Raw genomic sequence first — 18,076 nt, forward strand, 5'->3', positions numbered from 1 at the left:
GCCTACTCAGTGGAGCCCGGCGTCATGCAAAACGTTCCTATTACGCTAAATAAACAACACCCTCAGAGCCTTAGTTGTGTAGCTGAACCCTAGCTGTCTACCTGTCAAATAAACGAGTTTTTCATACGGCTTTCATATTCGTTGAACATTTTTACGCTTAATCTTGGCCATAGGACTTGAGAACGAGCCGCACTGTGCCGACTAACTTGTTGATTCCCCTTTACCTTTGTGGTTTTTGGTCTTTACTCTCTGCTACACATGGAAGACCTCAATACCCCACCAGGATGGTCGGATGAACTCCCCAATTCCACACTAGGTTTAACCAGACACCCGCCTTTTCGGCCAGTGGCTGTTGTCTTCACGCTCCAAGTTGCTCAAACCCCGAGGTTATGAATCTTTGAAACCCTACCCTATTCATTGTGTGTCGATCGTTATCCCGGTCTACAACGAACAAGAAAGCCTGCCTGAATTGCTGCGTCGCACGACGGCAGCTTGCAAGCAACTGGCCTACGAATACGAAATCATCCTGGTGGATGACGGTAGCCGCGACAAATCCGCACAATTACTTGAAGACGCTGCCGCCGAAGACGGCAGCAATGTGGTCGCGGTGATCCTCAATCGCAACTATGGCCAGCATGCGGCGATCATGGCCGGTTTCGAGCAGTGCCGGGGCGATGTGGTGATTACCCTCGACGCCGACCTGCAGAACCCGCCGGAAGAAATCCCGCGCCTGGTGGAACAAGCCGCGCTGGGCTACGACGTGGTTGCCACCGTGCGCAACAACCGCCAGGATTCGGCCTTCCGCCGCTGGCCGTCGCGCCTGATCAACCTGGCCGTGCAGCGTTCGACCGGCGTTGCCATGAGTGACTACGGCTGCATGCTGCGCGCGTACCGCCGCACCATCGTCGACGCCATGCTCGCCTGCCGCGAACGCAGCACGTTTATTCCGATCCTGGCCAACGGTTTTGCCCGTCACACGACTGAAATCCTCGTACACCATGCTGAGCGCGAACACGGCGAATCCAAATACAGCGCCATGCGCCTGATCAGCCTGATGTTCGACCTGCTGACCTGCATGACCACCACCCCGCTGCGCCTGCTGTCCATCGTCGGCTTCAGCCTGGCGGGCCTGGGCGTGCTGTTCGCCGTTGCGCTGATCGTCCTGCGCCTGGCCTTCGGCGCCCAATGGGCCGGCGGCGGTACGTTCGTGCTGTTCGCGGTGCTGTTCGTGTTCACCGGCGGCCAGTTCATCGGCATGGGCCTCTTGGGTGAATACCTGGGCCGCATGTACAGCGATGTGCGCGCCCGCCCCCGGTTCTTTATTGAAAAAGTGCTGCGCAACCAACCGGCAGCACCGGCACCCGTGGTCGTCGTTGACGGCATGGTGTCCTCCCATACCACCACTACTTCCCCTTCCGATCAGGTTTCGTCATGAATTCAAAAGCTGTTGTCTTCGCTTACCACGATATTGGCTGTGCTGGCATTGAAGCCCTGCTGACTGCCGGTTACGACATTGCTGCCGTGTTCACCCATGCCGATGACCCCAAGGAAAACAATTTCTACGGTTCCGTCGCGCAACTGTGCGCCCGCAAAGGCATCCCGGTGCATGCACCGGAAGACGCCAACCACCCGCTGTGGATCGAGCGCATCGCCAAGCTCAACCCGGATTTCATCTTCTCCTTCTACTACCGCAACCTGCTGAGCGAACCCCTGCTGTCCACCGCCCGCAAAGGCGCGTTCAACCTGCACGGCTCGCTGCTGCCGAAATACCGTGGCCGCGCGCCCGCCAACTGGGTGCTGGTCAAAGGCGAAACCGAAACTGGCGTGACCCTGCACCGCATGGTCAAGCGTGCCGATGCCGGCGCGATCCTGGCCCAGCAGAAAGTCGCGATCGAGCGTTCCGACACCGGCCTGACCCTGCACGCCAAACTGCGTGACGCCGCCAGCAGCCTGCTGCGCGACGCCTTGCCGCAACTGGCCGCGGGCAAACTGGCGGAAACCGCCCAGGACGAAAGCAAGGCCACTTATTTCGGCCGCCGCACTCCAGCGGATGGCAAGTTGGAATGGCAAAAACCGGCTGAAGAACTGTTCAACCTGGTACGCGCCGTGACGCAACCGTACCCGGGCGCTTTCTGCGCCGTGGGCGAGCACAAGCTGATCGTGTGGCAAGCCGAAGTGGTCCAGGGCAACGAAGGCCTGGCGCCTGGCCGCGTGATCAGCGTCAACCCGCTGCGCATCGCGTGCGGTGAAGACTCGCTGGTGATCAAGTTCGGTCAGCGCAACGACAACGGTCTGTACCTGACCGGCCCGTCCCTGGCCAACGAATTGGGCCTGGTAGACGGTTCCGTCCTGCGCGGCGCCGAGTCCGGCCGCAAGCCACGTCGCACCCGTGTGCTGATCCTGGGCGTGAACGGCTTTATCGGTAACCACCTGTCCGAACGCCTGCTGCGTGACGACCGTTACGAAGTCTACGGCCTGGACATCGGCTCCGACGCCATCGAGCGCCTGCGCAGCCACCCGAACTTCCATTACGTGGAAGGCGATATCAGCATCCACACCGAGTGGATCGAGTACCACATCAAGAAGTGCGACGTGGTCCTGCCGCTGGTGGCCATCGCCACCCCGATCGAATATACCCGCAACCCGCTGCGCGTGTTCGAGCTGGACTTCGAAGAGAACCTCAAGCTGGTGCGCTACTGCGTCAAGTACAACAAGCGCGTGATCTTCCCGTCGACTTCTGAAGTCTATGGCATGTGCCAGGACCAGTACTTCGACGAAGACACCTCCAACCTGGTGGTCGGCCCGGTCAACAAGCAACGCTGGATCTACTCGGTCTCCAAGCAACTGCTGGACCGCGTGATCTGGGCCTACGGCGCCAAGGGCCTGAAGTTCACCCTGTTCCGTCCATTCAACTGGATGGGCCCGCGTCTGGACCGCCTGGACTCGGCACGTATCGGCAGCTCCCGTGCGATCACCCAGTTGATCCTGAACCTGGTGGAAGGTACGCCGATCCGCCTGTTCGACGGTGGCGAGCAGAAACGCTGCTTCACCGACATCGCCGACGGCATCGAAGCCCTGGCGCGCATCATCGATAACGACAACGATGCGTGCAACGGCCAGATCATCAACATCGGCAACCCGGAAAACGAAGCGAGCATCCGCCAGTTGGGCGAAGAACTGCTGCGTCAGTTCGAAGCTCACCCGCTGCGCAGCAACTTCCCGCCGTTCGCCGGTTTCCGCGACGTGGAAAGCAAGGCGTTCTACGGCACCGGTTACCAGGACGTGGCCCACCGCAAACCAAGCATCGAAAACGCCAAGCGCCTGCTGAACTGGGAGCCGACCGTGGAGATGAGCGAAACCATCGGCAACACCCTGGATTTCTTCCTGCGTGAAGCCATGCTCGAAATCTCGGACAAGCGCTGATGCAGGCAGGTCTTCGCATTGATGTCGACACCTACCGCGGCACCCGCGAAGGCGTGCCACGGTTGCTCGAGTCCCTGGATGAAGCCGGGGTAAAAGCAACGTTCTTCTTCAGTGTCGGGCCGGACAATATGGGGCGCCACTTGTGGCGCCTGATCCGCCCGCAATTTCTGTGGAAGATGCTGCGTTCCAACGCCGCCGGCCTGTATGGCTGGGATATCTTGCTCGCCGGCACCGCCTGGCCGGGCAAGCCGATCGGCCGCGACCTGGGGCACTTGATGCGCCAGGCCAAGGCCGCCGGGCATGAAGTCGGCCTGCACGCCTGGGATCACCATGGCTGGCAGGCCAACGCCGGACGTTGGAGCGACGCACAGTTGATCGAGCAGGTCCGACGCGGTGTGGACACCTTGAGCGACATCCTCGGTGAACGTATCGACTGTTCAGCGGCCGCCGGTTGGCGCGCCGATGAACGCGTGGTGCAAGCCAAGCAAGCCTTCAACTTTCGCTACAACAGCGATTGCCGGGGCACCAGCCTGTTTCGTCCGACCCTGGCCGATGGCAGCGCGGGCACCCCACAGATTCCGGTAGACCTGCCGACCTTCGACGAAGTCGTCGGGCCGGTGGTGGCTGCCAAGGATTTCAACGGGTTCATTCTCGACCGCTTCGCACAGTCGAAGCTGAACGTCTACACGATCCACGCAGAAGTAGAAGGGATTCTGATGGCCAACGATTTTCGCCAGTTGCTCGCCCAGGCAGGGCAGCGCGGCATCCATTTCAAACCGCTGGGCGATCTGCTCCCGGCGGACGTCTCCACCCTGCCCCAGCAACAACTGGTGCGCGGCGCCCTGAGCGGCCGTGAGGGTTGGCTCGGAGTGCAGCAGGCATGATCCGCCGTTGGGCGCTGCCCCTGCTGCTGTTGGCATTCGGCGCATTTTATCTGTTACCCCTGGCCACCCATGGCCTGTGGATTCCGGATGAAACCCGCTATGCACAGATCAGCCAGGAAATGCTGCTGACCGGCAAATGGGCGTCGCCGCATTTCATGGGCATTCGTTATTTCGAAAAACCGGCTGCCGGTTACTGGATGATCGCGCTGGGCCAGGCGATCTTCGGGCAAAACCTGTTCGGCGTGCGCTTTGCGTCGGCCTTGAGCACCGGGCTCAGCATTCTGCTGGTGTACCTGGTGTCGCGCCGGTTGTGGAATGACCCGCACAAGAGCCTGGTCAGCACAGTGCTGTACATGAGCTTTGTCAGCGTCGTGGCGCTGGGCGGTTATGCCAACCTGGACCCGCAGTTCACCTTCTGGGTCAACCTGACCGGCGTGGCGCTGTGGTTTTGCTTCGACAGCACCACCCGCAACGGTCGCATCGGGTCCTGGGCGCTGCTTGGGGCTGCCTGTGGCATGGGTTTCATGACCAAAGGCTTCCTCGCCTGGCTGCTGCCGGTGCTGATCGCCCTGCCCTACGCGATCTGGCAGAAGCGCTTGCGCGAGCTGCTCGGTTACGGCCTGGTCGCCGTCGCCGTGGCGATTGTCATCAGCCTGCCCTGGGCGCTTGCGGTGCAGAGTCAGGAGCCGGATTTCTGGAACTTCTTCTTTTGGCATGAGCATATCCAACGCTTTGCCGGCGCAGACGCGCAGCACGCCGAGCCATTCTGGTACTACCTGCCGCTGCTGGTCGCATTCAGCCTGCCGTGGGTGGCGCTGTTGCCGTCCACCGTCAAGCAGGCCTGGCAGCAGAAGCGCGCGCCCGGCACCGCATTCCTGCTGTTGTGGCTGCTGATGCCGCTGGCACTGTTCAGCCTGGCCAAAGGCAAGCTGCCGTCCTACATCATGCCGTGCCTGCTGCCGCTGGCGTTGCTCATGGGGAACGCGCTCACCGACAAACTGGCCCAGGCGCGTGACCGTGCCTTGCGCATCAACGGCTGGCTGAACCTGATCCTCGGTGTCGTGGCCTTGCTCGCACTGACGTGGTTCCAACTGAAAAAACCGCTGTACGAACACGGCCAGGAAACCCTCAGCCTGGTGCTGGTATTCACCGGCCTGTTCGGCTGGATCATCGCCAACCTGTTGCAGGTTGCACGCCCACTGAAACTGTGGGCCGCGCCGGCGCTGGGCAGCTGGTTGCTGTTGGCATTGGCCCCGGCCGCGCTGCCCCATTCGGTGGTGTACAACAAGACGCCGGATCAATTCATCATCGACCACCTGCAGGAACTGCAACCGACATCCGCCCTGCTCAGCAATGACCTCGGCGCGGCATCGGCCTTGGCCTGGCGCCTGCAACGCACCGACATCACCCTCTATAACACCATCGGCGAAGTGAAATACGGCCTCGCCTACCCGGACGCCGCCCAGCGCAAGGTCGACATGACCCAGGTCCAGCAATGGATGAACGAGGCCCGCCGGCAAGGCTCTGTGGGCGTGGTGATGCGCGTCAAGGGTGACGAGGAGATCGCCGAAGTGAACCTGCTGCCCCCGGATGGCAAGCGCTATGAGCAAGGCAATATCGTGATCCTGATTTTCCCGCGGGTTGCGCCATGATCACCCTGTTCCTGTTACTGGCCGCCTGCCTGCTCACTTGCATGGGCCAGGTCGCTCAGAAGTTCGCCGTGGAAAGCTGGCGCGACCAACCTGACGGTTGGGCCCTGAAACTGCGCTCAGCCTGGTTGTGGGCCGCGCTGTTGTGCCTGGGTTTTGGCCTGTTGGTCTGGTTGCTGGTGCTGCAGCGCCTCGAAGTCGGGATTGCCTACCCGATGCTCAGCCTCAATTTCGTCTTGGTCACGTTAATGGCGCGCTTCGTATTCAAGGAGCACATCGACACTCGGCATTGGCTGGGCGTGGCGCTGGTGATTGCCGGCGTCGTGCTGCTGGGGCGCCAGGTATGAGCCGGGCTCGCGGGTTTGCCTTCGCCCTGGGCAGTGTCGGCCTGGTCAGCGCCGCCCAGTTGGGGATGCGCTGGAGCATGACGCGCCTGCCCCTGCCGGACGAATGGCTCGGCGCATTCAGCAGCAACGCCATCGACCTGGGCGCCCTCGGCGTGGTGAGCCTGGCAATCCTCGCTTATGCGCTGTCGATGCTGTGCTGGCTCTGTGCGCTCAAGGATTTGCCCCTGGGCCGCGCCTATTCGCTGCTCAGCATCAGCTACGCGCTGGTCTACCTGTTGGCCGCCAGCCTGCCGGTGTTCAACGAACATTTTTCGCTTTCAAAAACCCTGGGGGTGGCCTTGGTCATCCTCGGTGTACTGGTTATTAACTCTCGTCGTGCTAGCACAGCAAGCCCCAGGAATGCCCCATGAAAATCAGTGTATTTGGTAGTGGTTACGTCGGTCTGGTACAGGCCACTGTATTGGCCGAAGTCGGTCACGATGTCATCTGCATGGACGTTGATCAACACAAGGTCAGGCAATTGCAGCAGGGCCATGTGAGCATTTTCGAGCCAGGGTTGGCGGCGATGGTCAAGGAGAACCTTGAAAGCGGACGACTGAGCTTCACCTTCGATGAAAAGCTCGCCGTCGAACATGGCGAAGTGCTGTTTATCGCGGTAGGTACGCCGTCGGATGAAGACGGTTCGGCGGACTTGAAATACGTGCTGTCGGTCGGCGATGCGGTTGCCCGCCATCGCATCGAGCCGGTGATCCTGGTGGAAAAATCCACTGTACCCGTCGGCACCGGCGACACCTTGCGCGCCCATATCGAAAAGGCCCTGCACGGGACCGGCCGGCACCTGGAGTTCGATATCGTCTCCAACCCGGAATTCCTCAAGGAAGGCTCGGCGGTTGCCGACTGCCGCCGCCCGGACCGCATCATCATCGGCTGCGAGCGTGAAGAAGTGCGCGAAGTCATGCGCGACCTGTACGCGCCCTTCAACCGCAACCACGATCGCATCATCTTCATGGACCTGCGCAGCGCCGAACTGACCAAGTACGCCGCCAACTGCATGCTGGCCACCAAGATCAGCTTCATCAACCAGATCGCCGAACTGGCCGAACACCTGGGGGCGGACATCGAAGCGATACGCCTGGGCATCGGCGCCGACTCGCGCATCGGCTATCACTTCATCTACCCAGGCTGCGGCTACGGCGGCTCGTGCTTCCCCAAGGACATGCGCGCCCTGATCCACAGCGCCAAGCAGGCCCATTGCTCGAGCGACCTGCTCGAAGCCGTCGAAGCGATCAACCAGCGCCAGAAGAGCAAGCTGTTTGAGCGCGTCAACGCCTTCTTCAAGGGCGACCTGCGCGGCAAGACCTTCGCCCTGTGGGGCCTGGCCTTCAAGCCCAACACCGACGACATGCGCGATGCCCCGAGCCGCGTGTTGATGGAAGCGCTGTGGGCAGCCGGCGCCAATGTGCGCGCGTTTGACCCCGAAGCCATGCAGGAAACCCTGCGGATCTACGGCGACGACCCACGGCTGATGCTGATGGGCACTCCGGAATCCACCCTGAGCGGCGCCGATGCGCTGATCATCTGCACGGAATGGCAGCAGTTCAAGGCACCGGACTTCGACCTGATCCACCAACGCCTGAACACTCCGGTGATCTTCGATGGGCGCAACCTGTACGACGGCGAGCGTCTGGCGCGCAAAGGCTTCCAGTACTTCCCGATGGGCCGTGGCGACTCCTGCCAGTTGCCGATTCCCCAGCAACAGTGGGTGCCGCAAGCAGGGGAAGCCTGACAAGTGAAAGATCAAATACCCCAGCTGATGAACGCAGCGATCCGGCGCCAGTCGCTGGGGTTGGCGCTGCTGGCGTTGCTGTTATTCATCGCCGGTAACTGGCACCAGGCAATCATCGGGTTTGACTCGCGCTTCGTGGTATTCGCCCAGGAGATGCTGCGCCATGGGCCGAGCTTCTTCCCCACGACCTACGGGCAACCGTATGCCGATTACCTGGCGACCTCGACGCTGATGACGTGGCTGCTGTCCTTGCCCCTGGGCCAGGTCAACAGCTTCACGGCCTGGTTGCCGACGTCCATCGCTTCGGCGCTGATCGTCATGCTGGTGTATCGCCTGACGGCGCCCTACTCCCAGCGTTGGGGCCTGCTGAGTGTTGCGCTGCTGTTGCTCAGCAGCACGTTTATCAGCGAAACCCGCGCTGTGTCGCTGGACCAGATGCTCGCGGCCGTGGCCCTGACGGTGTTCTACCTGGGTTATGCACATGATCACTTCGGCGCCGCCAAGCGCTTGCATTGGCTGTACCTGCTGTTGATCGTGGGCTTTGCGATCCGTGGGCCGATTGGCCTGGTGATTCCCACGGGCGTGCTGTGCAGCTACTTCCTGATCAACCGTCAATGGCGCCAGCTGTTCAGCTTCGGCCTGTTGGCCCTGGCACTGCTGGGGGCGTGCGTCGGCCTGTTGCTGCTGCTGGCCAAGCTCAGTGGCGGCGAAGCGTTCATGCAGGACGTGATCCGCATGCAGTTCCTCGGGCGGATGGATGGCAGCGAAGGCTCCAGCGGTGCGTTGTATTACTTCAGCAGTTCCCTGGGCAATTACGCGCTGGCTTACCCGCTGGCGTTGCTGGTGCTGCTGGCGATAGCGCTGGGCGGCCGACGCGCACCTGATCCAGCGTTGCAGTTGGTGCTGTACTGCGCCGCGGCCGGCTTGCTGGTGATGCTCGGCTTGTCGGTGCCCCAGGCGAAGAAAGCGCGTTACGTGCTGCCGATGCTGCCGATGGCGGCCATTATTGCGGCGTATCCGTTTCAAGTCGCCCACGGCCGGTTGTTCGGCTGGCTGCGCGGCTTGATGCTGAGCCTGTGGACCGTGTTGCCTGCGTTGCTGATCGCCGGGCTCTGGATGGCGCGCCCGCGTTACCCGGAGCAGTTGGCGCACATCGGCTGGGTGTTGGGCGTGCTTGGCGTGCTTCAAGTGCTGGCGTTGGTGGCAGTGTTCCAGGCACGCCTGCGCATGCTGGCGCCGGCGCTGACCGCCGTGCTGGCGGTATGGACCACCTATATTTGGGTGGTCGAGCCACTGGAGCGTAGCCTCTATGACACGCGTACCTTCAGCCTGCAAGTCCAGGCCCAGGTCCACCAGCAACCGGCGCCCGTCGTGCTGCATGCGCTGGGCAAAGATGCCAAAGCCATCAAGTTCATCGTCAACCTCGATTGCGACCGAGTGCCGTTGTTCACACAGCAGCCCGCCGACCTGGCGACGTTGCAAGGCCCGGCGTGGCTGGTCATGAGCCAGGACGACTTCGAAGCGTTGCAAGACCCGCGATTGCGCTCGATCACACCGACGCTCACCGGCACATTCGACAAGAATCCCTACGTGCTGCTGCACTTGGACAAGCCCCTCCAACCTTGACTGCGCCGGCGGCAGCCGGCCAGTTGAGTCCATTATTTTTGTATTTAACCTGCATTAATATGCATTGGCGACCTTGCATCGCGCTCGGCACACTACGCAGGTTCCTCCCCCAAATGCAGGAACTTTCAAGGGCTTTTCCGGGAAACCAGACAAGCCTTTTTTTTGCCCGCTGTTTATGGAAGTTGTCGATGCTCGCTCGCTGGTTACCCGCCGCCATCAATACCCGCCCTGCCGAATGGAGCCGTGCCGCGATCGGCATGGCCTTGGGCACTCTGCTCAGCGTATGGGTCTGCGCCCAAGTGTTTGGCATGGAGGTCGCCCTGCACCTGCTCGGCCCGTTGGGCGCGTCGGCCGTGCTGCTGTTTGCCGTTTCATCCGGCGCCCTGGCCCAGCCGTGGTCGATCATCGGCAGCTACCTGTGTGCGGCCGTGGTCGCGCTGTTGGTCGCGCGGGTCCTGGGGCGCACCTTGGGCAGCGCCTGCCTGGCAGCGGGCATGACTGTGATCCTGATCTGCTGGCTGCGCTGCCTGCACCCACCCGCGGGAGGCCTGGCGATGACGCTGGTACTGGCCGATCCGGCCTCGGCGGCGCTCGGCTGGCAGGAACTGCCGGTGGTGATGCTCGGCGCCGGAGCGTTATTGACCTGTGCACTGGCCTACAACAATGCCACCCGCACGCGCTATCCCAAAGGTGCCAGCGAGTCGCCGACAGCGATCTTTAAGGATGCCAGGGCCGCACGCGATCCGGCGATTACCGCCGCCGACCTGAAGCTGGCATTGGCCGAGATGGAACAGTTCTACGATGTGGAACCCAATGAACTGGAACAGTTGATCCACGCCGCAGAAACCCACGCGCGCCGCCGCAGTATCGGTGAGGTGCTGGCAAGCCGTGTCAATTGAGCCCGTGTATGGCGCACGACGAGTGGCGTGTCCACAGAGTTGCGACGCAGTACACGGCGGCTAAAGTTCTAACTATGTCAGTGGTTCACTTGAGGTCTGGAACGCCGTAACCCAGTAGCGAAGACACGCAGAGTCTGGCTGAGGGTTACGGCATGAACGAATGTCTGCAACACCTGCTTCGCACCCCGTTATTTGCTGCTCGAGAACGTCACCACCTCCCCCTCAGGGCCTACATGGACCTGACCATCAGGCGTATGCACGCCATTTTCAATGCCGGGGTGATCAACAATGACATGTGGCTCGGCCAACCGGACGAATCACATTTCAGGGCACTGTGCGAACAGATCGGCGTGATCGGCGCCTACGATTACGCACTGTATTCCTCGCTGGTCGACCACATGATTGCCGCCAACGCCTTACTGACCCAGGGCAGCCCGGAGCAAGTGGCGCGCTACCGCGATGAAGTCATTCAGATGCGCGCTGTGTATGCCTTTGGCTGCACTGAAATCGCCAGCGGCACCGACGTGCGTAACCTCAAGACGACCGTTACCTACGATCCTGCCCGGCACTGCCTGGTGCTCGACTCACCGTGCGCCGGCGCCTGTAAATACTGGATCGGCAACAGTTTGTATGCTGCCCAGGTGGCGATGGTACTCGCGCGATTGCAGGTCAATGGCGAAGACCAGGGGCACCACTGGTTTCGCGTGGTGATTCGCGACGCGGAGAACGGCCCGTTGCGCCCGGGTGTCAAGGTCATGGCTTGCGACCCCAAGGGCGGCATTCACGCCAATCAGGTCGGCGGTTTGCGCTTTTGCCAGATGCAGCTGGACACCGACGCCTTGTTGCAACGCCACGCCAGGTTTACCCGCAACGGCCAGTTCGTCAGCGACCTGCCCAAAAACGAACGTTTTATCAATGCACTGGAGACATTCCTTCAGGAGCGCCTGCTGTTGATGGCCGCCTCGCGCCTTGGTGCAGGATTGAGCGCGCACCTGGCCTATCAATTCGCCCGCCACCGCCTGACACAGGCCGGCCCGCTACTGGGCAACCCGCTGTTTCGCCAGCGCTTGTACAACGTCCAGCTCAAGGCATTGGCCCTCAAGTATCTTGAGCAAGCCATCCTCGAACGCTTCGAAGCGCAATGGCCGCAGACCGAACGGCGTAAAGACCTGCACATTCTCGCGGCATTAAGCAAATGCATCGGCACCTGGATGGGCCTGGAAGTGATCGCCCAGTGCCGTGAGTTGTGTGGTTCACAAGGGTTTCACCACTACAACCAGATCGTCACCCTGCGCATGGACTTCGAGATCAGCCCGACATTCGCCGGGGACAACAGCGTGATGGCCTACCAAGTGATCAAGGATGCGCTGTCCCGTCCGCGATTTGACCGGGTCGCGCCCTGTAACCCGGGCCAGGCAATCGAGCGGAGCATTGTCCGGCAGTGCCGAGACGCCGGTGATTTTTCCCACCCGCAAGCGGTGGGGCTGACTTACGCCCGCGCCCTCGATCTGATCATTCAGGCGCTCGAAGGCCAGCCGCTCGAACCGGGCCTGCTGCGCGACTTGATCGCAGTGTTTGTCGCCTATTTGCACCGCTGGGGGCTCGCTCACGATGACGAACCGTGCGCCAGCATTGCGCGCATTGCCTGGCTCGGCGACTGGCTGAAGCCGCCTGACGAGCTGGTCGACGCGCCTATCGCGAAAGCCGACTACATCCAGCAGTTCACCCGCGCATTGTATGAGGATCAATAACCATGAACCCTCAAGGCAAACCCGACTTCCGCGACCCCGACACGGTTCGCGATCCCTACCCGGCCTACGCGTTTCTACGCACCCATCATCCCGTGTATTGGAGTTCCCAGCACAAGGCGTGGATGCTGACTCGCTTCGATGACGTCTTCAAGGCGCAAAGCGACGCCGCGCGCTACTCCTCGGATCGGATACGCCAGTTGGTAAACGCGCAACTGCCGCCCGAAAAACGCGCGATGTACGAGCCCTTTATTGAAAAAGCATCGCGCTGGATGTACGCCCAGGATGGCAAAGTCCATGAGGCCAGCCGCCATCTGCTCGGCCGCGCATTCACGCCGCGCTCGATTGAAGCGCTGCGGGCAGACATCCAGGCGGTTACCGATGAACTCCTCGCCACAGTGGGCCCTTCCGCCGAACTGATGAGCCGCCTGTTCAATCAGGTGCCGGCCAGAGTGCTGGCGATGCTCTACGGCATCCCCAAAAAAGATGCGCTCAAGCTGCGGCGCTGGACCGATGTGATCCTGATGTTTCTGGTCGGCAACCTTGACCCGGCGAATACTCCCGGCGCCGCCGCGCAAGGCCTGGAGGAGATGTATGCGTACTTCGGCAACCTGATCGAGCGACGCCGACAGGCCCCGCGTGACGACTTGGTCAGCCGTGTCATTGCCGCCGCCGGCCCCGACACGAGCACAGACGATCTGCTGGCCCAGGTGGCCTTTGTTCTGGTGGCTGGCTACACCACCAGCGCCGATATGCTGGGCATCGGCCTGTGGTACTTGTTGACCAACCCTGCCCAGTTGAACGCACTGCTGGCCGATGGTTCGTTGATGAAACCCGCGATCGAAGAAATGCTGCGCATTGATCCGTCGGGGCAGTTCAGCCATCGCGTCGTGACGCAAGATATCGAGCTCAGAGGCCAGACCCTGCGCAAAGGCGATCTGGTGTACCTGATACGTGCCGCTGCCAACCGCGACCCGGAGCACTTCGCCGACCCGGACCGCTTCAACATTCAACGCGCGAAAAACGACCACCTGGCCTTTGGCCGTGGCGTGCATTTCTGTCTGGGCCCGGCGCTGTTCCGGCTGGAGGCCGAGGTGGTGTTCAGCAGCCTGCTCAAGCGCTTCCCGAACCTGCGCCTGCAGGAGAAAAAGCCGCCGGTGTGGCGTACCAGTAACCTGCAGTTCCGCGGCTTGAAGACCCTCCACGTCGAACTTGAACCGATTCCAAAGGGCGCATCGATCCAGCGCTGCTTTTCCGCCGCCCCCTGGGAGAAAAATGGCGGTTACTGCCGTGCCTTGCGCGTCGGTGAAACCATCGTCACCAGTGGCACGGTAGCCTTCGACGAGCAGGGCAACCCCTACGCCAGCGACGATGTGTACTTACAGACCCGTCGCTGCCTGGAAATCATCGAAGCGGCGCTTAAACGGCTGGGCACCGATCGCACCCGAGTGATTGCCACACGCATGTACACCACCAACGTGAAGTGGTGGCCGCAAATCGCCCAAGCGCATAAGGAGTTTTTCGAGGGCTGCGAACCGACCACCATGTTGTTGGGCGTCAAGGCGCTGATAACCCCGGACTACCTGGTGGAAATCGAAGCCCAGGCACAGGCACCGGAGGCCAGGCCATGAGCCCCGAGCAGGCACGTCGGGAAGTGCGTGATGCGGTGGTGATGGATGTCAGCGACCTGACCCTGGCCACACCGGGGCAGCCGGTGGCCGTGAGGCTGTACCGGCCGGCCCGTCCTGCGCCGGCAGCGGTGCTGATGTATTTCCATGGCGGCGGCTGGGTCACAGGCGACCTCGATACCCACGACAGCTTTTGCCGGGTGATGGCGGAGTGGGCCGGCTGCGCCGTGGTGGCGGTGGACTACCCGAGGCCACCGGAACAACGCTTCCCCGCCGCGGTAAAAAGCTGTTACGCCGCCACGGTCTGGATCGCCCGCCACGGTGCCAGCCTGGGCTTGGACACTCGGCGTATCGCCGTGGCGGGCGGTGGCTCGGGCGGCGGGCTTGCCGCGGTGATCGGCCAAATGGCCAGGGACCTGGGCGAGGCGCACATCGGTTTTCAATTACTGCTCTACCCGCTTCTCGACTGCCTGGCGCGCAATCGTTCCCGACATGACTTCGCCACAGGCTTCGGGCTGACGGCCGAATTGCTGGAGTGGTACGTGAGCCACTACGTACCCGCCGATACGCCGCGGGCGCATCCTTGGCTTTCACCCGCCCGCGATCCGTGCCTGCAGGGCTTGCCTGCGGCCTTGATCATCACCGCCGGCTGCGATCCGCTGCGCGATGAAGGGCGCGCCTTCGCGCGACGCTTGAAAACCGCCGGGGTGCCGGTGCGGCACAAAGAGTACCCAGGCATGCGCCACGGGTTTATCAACCACCCCGCTGCCGAGCCTGCGGCCAGGCGGGCCGTGCTGCTCTGCGCCGAGGCTCTGGCCGGCTATTTTCATCCTTCGGCGGCCTGATCGCCGGTTCTGCATAAATGCAAAAACGACCTGCATGATTCCGGGTTGTACTGGGCAAATTTGCACTGGTACGATCGCGGGAGCGTTCGTCCCCGAACATATTGATAAAGAACAATAAAAGCAGGGAGTTACAGATGACTGCTCAGGTTTCATCCGAGGCAAGCCACGCCGACAGGCTTCAGCAAGAGGTTCTGGCCGACGTTCGCAACCATATTGGCCACCTTACCCTCAATCGCCCCGCCGGCTTGAACGCCATCACCCTGAACATGGTTCGCAGCCTGACCGAACAGTTACAGGCCTGGGCAGACGATCCCCAGGTGTACGCCGTGGTCCTACGCGGTGCCGGTGAAAAAGCCTTCTGCGCCGGCGGCGATATTCGCTCGCTTTACGACAGCTTCAAGAACGGCGACAGCCTGCACCAGGATTTCTTCGTCGAGGAATACGCCCTCGACCTGTCCATCCACCATTACCGCAAACCGATACTGGCCCTGATGGACGGTTTTGTCCTAGGCGGCGGCATGGGCCTGGTGCAAGGCGCGGATCTGCGCGTGGTCACCGAACGCAGCCGCCTGGCGATGCCGGAAGTGGCGATCGGTTACTTCCCCGACGTCGGCGGCAGCTACTTCCTGCCGCGCATTCCTGGCGAACTGGGCATTTATCTGGGCGTTACCGGCGTGCAGATTCGCGCGGCCGATGCGCTGTACTGCGGGCTGGCGGACTGGTACCTGGACAGCACCAAGCTGGCCGACCTCGACCAGAAACTCGATCAACTGCAATGGCAAGACTCCCCTCTCAAGGACCTGCAAGGCGTGTTGGCCAAGCTGGCCGTGCAACAACTGCCGGACGCCCCGCTCGCCGCCTTGCGCCCCGCCATCGATCATTTCTTTGCCTTGCCGGACGTGCCGAGCATTGTCGAACAACTGCAGCAAGTAACGGTTGCCAACAGCCATGAATGGGCGCTGACCACGGCCAACCTGATGCAAACCCGTTCGCCGCTGGCCATGGCCGTGACCCTGGAAATGCTGCGGCGCGGGCGCCGTTTGCGGCTGGAGCAGTGTTTCGCCCTGGAACTGCATCTGGATCGCCAGTGGTTCGAGCGTGGCGACCTGATTGAAGGCGTCCGCGCCCTGATCATCGACAAGGACAAGAGCCCGCGCTGGAACCCGTCGACGCTCCATGGACTGGACCCGAGCCACGTGGAAAGCTTCTTCCACAACTTCACGCAGGTTGCGAGATAAGCCATGCAAGATATTGAATATACTGAAGAACAGATCATGATTCGCGACATGGCGCGCGACTTTGCCCGTGGCGAAATCGCCCCTCACGCCCAGGCCTGGGAAAAAGCCGGCTGGATCGATGATGCCCTGGTGGCGAAGATGGGCGAACTGGGCCTGCTGGGCATGGTGGTGCCGGAAGAATGGGGCGGCACCTATGTCGATTACGTAGCATATGCCTTGGCTGTGGAAGAGATTTCCGCCGGCGACGGTGCCACAGGCGCCCTGATGAGTATCCATAATTCAGTGGGTTGCGGGCCAATCCTCAACTACGGCACACCTGAACAGAAACAAACCTGGCTGGCCGACCTCGCCAGCGGCCAGGCCATCGGCTGCTTCTGCCTGACCGAACCGCAGGCCGGCTCCGAAGCCCACAACCTGCGTACCCGTGCCGAACTGCGCGACGGCCAGTGGGTGATCAATGGCGCCAAGCAGTTTGTCAGCAACGGCAAGCGCGCCAAGTTGGCGATTGTGTTTGCGGTGACCGATCCGGAACTGGGCAAGCGCGGCATTTCTGCCTTCCTGGTGCCGACCGACACGCCGGGGTTCGTGGTCGACCGTACCGAACACAAAATGGGCATCCGCGCCTCGGACACCTGTGCCGTCACCCTCAACCAATGCAGCGTGCCTGAGGCCAACCTGCTGGGTGAGCGCGGCAAAGGCCTGGCGATTGCGCTGTCCAACCTGGAAGGCGGGCGCATCGGCATTGCCGCTCAAGCCCTGGGCATCGCCCGTGCTGCGTTTGAAGCGGCGCTGGCGTATGCCCGTGACCGCGTGCAGTTCGACAAGGCCATCATCGAGCACCAGAGCGTGGCCAACCTGCTGGCCGACATGCAAACCCGGCTCAATGCCGCACGTTTACTGATCCTGCACGCCGCACGCCTGCGCAGTGCGGGCAAGCCGTGCCTGTCGGAAGCGTCCCAGGCCAAGCTGTTCGCCTCGGAAATGGCCGAAAAGGTCTGCTCCTCGGCCATGCAGATTCATGGCGGGTATGGGTATCTGGAGGATTATCCGGTGGAGCGCTACTACCGCGATGCGCGGATCACGCAGATCTACGAGGGCACCAGCGAAATTCAGCGGATGGTGATTGCACGGGAGCTGAAGAACTACCAGCTCTGACTGACACGCCACAAACCCCCTGTGGGAGCGTCCCACAGGGGGTTTGTGGCGTTTATAAGCTGCTTACTGGTCTTTGAATTCAGGCGCGCGCTTGGCCACGAATGCCGCCATGCCTTCCTTCTGATCCTGCGTCGCAAACGCCGCATGGAATACCCGACGCTCAAAGCGCACGCCTTCCGACAGGCTCACTTCAAACGCCCGGTTCACGCTTTCCTTGACCATCATGCTGATCGGCACCGACTTGCCGGCAATCAGCGTGGCGACTTTCAGCGCCTCTTCGAGCAGTTCATCGGCCGGGACAATACGCGCCACGACGCCACAACGCTCGGCTTCCACCGCATCGATAAAGCGCCCGGTCAGGCACATTTCCATGGCTTTGGCCTTGCCCACGGCGCGGGTCAGGCGCTGGGTGCCGCCCATGCCCGGCAGCACGCCGAGGTTGATTTCCGGCTGGCCGAACTTGGCGCCGTCGCCCGCCAGAATGAAGTCGCACATCAGCGCCAGCTCACAGCCGCCGCCCAGGGCGAAGCCGTTGACGGCCGCGATGATCGGCTTGCGACGGTTGGCCACGCGATCGGCTTCGCTGAACAGGTCGTCGATATAGATCCGCGGGTAGGTCAGCTCGGCCATTTCCTTGATGTCGGCGCCGGCGGCGAAGGCTTTTTTCGAGCCGGTCAGCACGATGCAGCCGATTTCAGGGTTGCGTTCCAGGGTGTCCAGCGCCTGATTCAACTCGTTGATCAGTTGTGCGTTCAACGCGTTCAGGGCTTGCGGGCGGTTGAGGGTGATCAACCCGACACGGCCCTGCACGTCGAGCAAAATAGTTTCGTAACTCATGTAGTGGCTCC

At 61.9% G+C, this 18,076-nt stretch carries 15 protein-coding genes; 14 read left to right on the forward strand and 1 reads right to left on the reverse strand.

All coding sequences use genetic code 11. The features are described from left to right. Positions 1-397 precede the first annotated feature (397 nt). From arnC to JN756_RS16040, 14 genes are all read left to right on the forward strand, one after another. Positions 398-1,435: an undecaprenyl-phosphate 4-deoxy-4-formamido-L-arabinose transferase gene (gene arnC / locus JN756_RS15975; protein ID WP_032804319.1), complete on the forward strand. Its 1,038-nt coding sequence runs from the start codon at positions 398-400 to the stop codon at positions 1,433-1,435. Beyond that, a complete protein-coding gene (arnA, locus tag JN756_RS15980; RefSeq protein ID WP_201021063.1) occupies positions 1,432-3,423 on the forward strand; it encodes a bifunctional UDP-4-amino-4-deoxy-L-arabinose formyltransferase/UDP-glucuronic acid oxidase ArnA in 1,992 nt (663 codons plus the stop codon). The genes arnC and arnA overlap by 4 nt, the downstream gene beginning before the upstream one ends. Then, a complete protein-coding gene (arnD, locus tag JN756_RS15985; RefSeq protein ID WP_128191418.1) occupies positions 3,423-4,307 on the forward strand; it encodes a 4-deoxy-4-formamido-L-arabinose-phosphoundecaprenol deformylase in 885 nt (294 codons plus the stop codon). The genes arnA and arnD overlap by 1 nt, the downstream gene beginning before the upstream one ends. Beyond that, positions 4,304-5,959, forward strand: coding sequence for a lipid IV(A) 4-amino-4-deoxy-L-arabinosyltransferase (arnT, locus tag JN756_RS15990; protein ID WP_169881054.1), 1,656 nt, complete (start codon positions 4,304-4,306; stop codon positions 5,957-5,959). The genes arnD and arnT overlap by 4 nt, the downstream gene beginning before the upstream one ends. Beyond that, the gene (gene arnE, locus JN756_RS15995) at positions 5,956-6,303 is read left to right on the forward strand and encodes a 4-amino-4-deoxy-L-arabinose-phosphoundecaprenol flippase subunit ArnE (RefSeq protein WP_017846250.1); all 348 of its coding nucleotides are present in this window, start codon (positions 5,956-5,958) and stop codon (positions 6,301-6,303) included. The genes arnT and arnE overlap by 4 nt, the downstream gene beginning before the upstream one ends. Further along, the gene (arnF, locus tag JN756_RS16000) at positions 6,300-6,713 is read left to right on the forward strand and encodes a 4-amino-4-deoxy-L-arabinose-phosphoundecaprenol flippase subunit ArnF (protein ID WP_046489489.1); all 414 of its coding nucleotides are present in this window, start codon (positions 6,300-6,302) and stop codon (positions 6,711-6,713) included. Before arnE ends, arnF begins: the two co-directional genes overlap by 4 nt. Further along, positions 6,710-8,089, forward strand: a complete 1,380-nt coding sequence (locus tag JN756_RS16005) for a UDP-glucose dehydrogenase family protein (protein ID WP_057004142.1) — start codon at positions 6,710-6,712, stop codon at positions 8,087-8,089. Before arnF ends, JN756_RS16005 begins: the two co-directional genes overlap by 4 nt. 27 nt (positions 8,090-8,116) lie before the next feature. After that, positions 8,117-9,715 carry an ArnT family glycosyltransferase gene (locus tag JN756_RS16010; protein WP_169865417.1) on the forward strand — a complete coding sequence of 533 codons (1,599 nt, stop codon included), beginning with the start codon at positions 8,117-8,119 and terminating at the stop codon, positions 9,713-9,715. A 188-nt stretch (positions 9,716-9,903) separates the two neighbouring features. Next, a complete protein-coding gene (locus JN756_RS16015; RefSeq protein WP_017846254.1) occupies positions 9,904-10,614 on the forward strand; it encodes an HPP family protein in 711 nt (236 codons plus the stop codon). Positions 10,615-10,847: 233 nt separating this feature from the next. Further along, positions 10,848-12,365 carry an acyl-CoA dehydrogenase family protein gene (locus JN756_RS16020; protein WP_046383499.1) on the forward strand — a complete coding sequence of 506 codons (1,518 nt, stop codon included), beginning with the start codon at positions 10,848-10,850 and terminating at the stop codon, positions 12,363-12,365. A 2-nt stretch (positions 12,366-12,367) separates the two neighbouring features. After that, on the forward strand, positions 12,368-13,993 hold the full coding sequence (locus tag JN756_RS16025) for a cytochrome P450 (protein WP_046383500.1): 1,626 nt from the start codon (positions 12,368-12,370) through the stop codon (positions 13,991-13,993). After that, on the forward strand, positions 13,990-14,835 hold the full coding sequence (locus tag JN756_RS16030; protein WP_017846257.1) for an alpha/beta hydrolase: 846 nt from the start codon (positions 13,990-13,992) through the stop codon (positions 14,833-14,835). The genes JN756_RS16025 and JN756_RS16030 overlap by 4 nt, the downstream gene beginning before the upstream one ends. Positions 14,836-14,969: 134 nt before the next feature. Continuing rightward, the gene (locus JN756_RS16035; protein WP_046383501.1) at positions 14,970-16,073 is read left to right on the forward strand and encodes an enoyl-CoA hydratase/isomerase family protein; all 1,104 of its coding nucleotides are present in this window, start codon (positions 14,970-14,972) and stop codon (positions 16,071-16,073) included. Positions 16,074-16,076: 3 nt separating this feature from the next. After that, the gene (locus tag JN756_RS16040; RefSeq protein ID WP_057004145.1) at positions 16,077-17,228 is read left to right on the forward strand and encodes an acyl-CoA dehydrogenase family protein; all 1,152 of its coding nucleotides are present in this window, start codon (positions 16,077-16,079) and stop codon (positions 17,226-17,228) included. A 63-nt stretch (positions 17,229-17,291) separates the two neighbouring features. Here JN756_RS16040 and JN756_RS16045 read toward each other — a convergent pair whose 3' ends face one another. Then, positions 17,292-18,065: an enoyl-CoA hydratase gene (locus JN756_RS16045; protein WP_017846260.1), complete on the reverse strand. Its 774-nt coding sequence runs from the start codon at positions 18,063-18,065 to the stop codon at positions 17,292-17,294. Positions 18,066-18,076 lie beyond the last annotated feature (11 nt).

Source organism: Pseudomonas sp. Y39-6 (assembly GCF_023651955.1).
Classification (GTDB): domain Bacteria; phylum Pseudomonadota; class Gammaproteobacteria; order Pseudomonadales; family Pseudomonadaceae; genus Aquipseudomonas; species Aquipseudomonas veronii.

Coding starts and splice junctions, on each gene's coding strand:
- JN756_RS16040 (WP_057004145.1), top strand. CDS start 16,077: ATGCAAGATATTGAATATACTGAAGAACAGATCATGATTCGCGACATG.
- JN756_RS16025 (WP_046383500.1), top strand. CDS start 12,368: ATGAACCCTCAAGGCAAACCCGACTTCCGCGACCCCGACACGGTTCGC.
- arnE (WP_017846250.1), top strand. CDS start 5,956: ATGATCACCCTGTTCCTGTTACTGGCCGCCTGCCTGCTCACTTGCATG.
- arnT (WP_169881054.1), top strand. CDS start 4,304: ATGATCCGCCGTTGGGCGCTGCCCCTGCTGCTGTTGGCATTCGGCGCA.
- JN756_RS16010 (WP_169865417.1), top strand. CDS start 8,117: ATGAACGCAGCGATCCGGCGCCAGTCGCTGGGGTTGGCGCTGCTGGCG.
- arnD (WP_128191418.1), top strand. CDS start 3,423: ATGCAGGCAGGTCTTCGCATTGATGTCGACACCTACCGCGGCACCCGC.
- JN756_RS16020 (WP_046383499.1), top strand. CDS start 10,848: ATGGACCTGACCATCAGGCGTATGCACGCCATTTTCAATGCCGGGGTG.
- JN756_RS16005 (WP_057004142.1), top strand. CDS start 6,710: ATGAAAATCAGTGTATTTGGTAGTGGTTACGTCGGTCTGGTACAGGCC.
- JN756_RS16045 (WP_017846260.1), bottom strand. CDS start 18,065: ATGAGTTACGAAACTATTTTGCTCGACGTGCAGGGCCGTGTCGGGTTG.
- JN756_RS16035 (WP_046383501.1), top strand. CDS start 14,970: ATGACTGCTCAGGTTTCATCCGAGGCAAGCCACGCCGACAGGCTTCAG.
- arnF (WP_046489489.1), top strand. CDS start 6,300: ATGAGCCGGGCTCGCGGGTTTGCCTTCGCCCTGGGCAGTGTCGGCCTG.
- arnA (WP_201021063.1), top strand. CDS start 1,432: ATGAATTCAAAAGCTGTTGTCTTCGCTTACCACGATATTGGCTGTGCT.
- JN756_RS16030 (WP_017846257.1), top strand. CDS start 13,990: ATGAGCCCCGAGCAGGCACGTCGGGAAGTGCGTGATGCGGTGGTGATG.
- JN756_RS16015 (WP_017846254.1), top strand. CDS start 9,904: ATGCTCGCTCGCTGGTTACCCGCCGCCATCAATACCCGCCCTGCCGAA.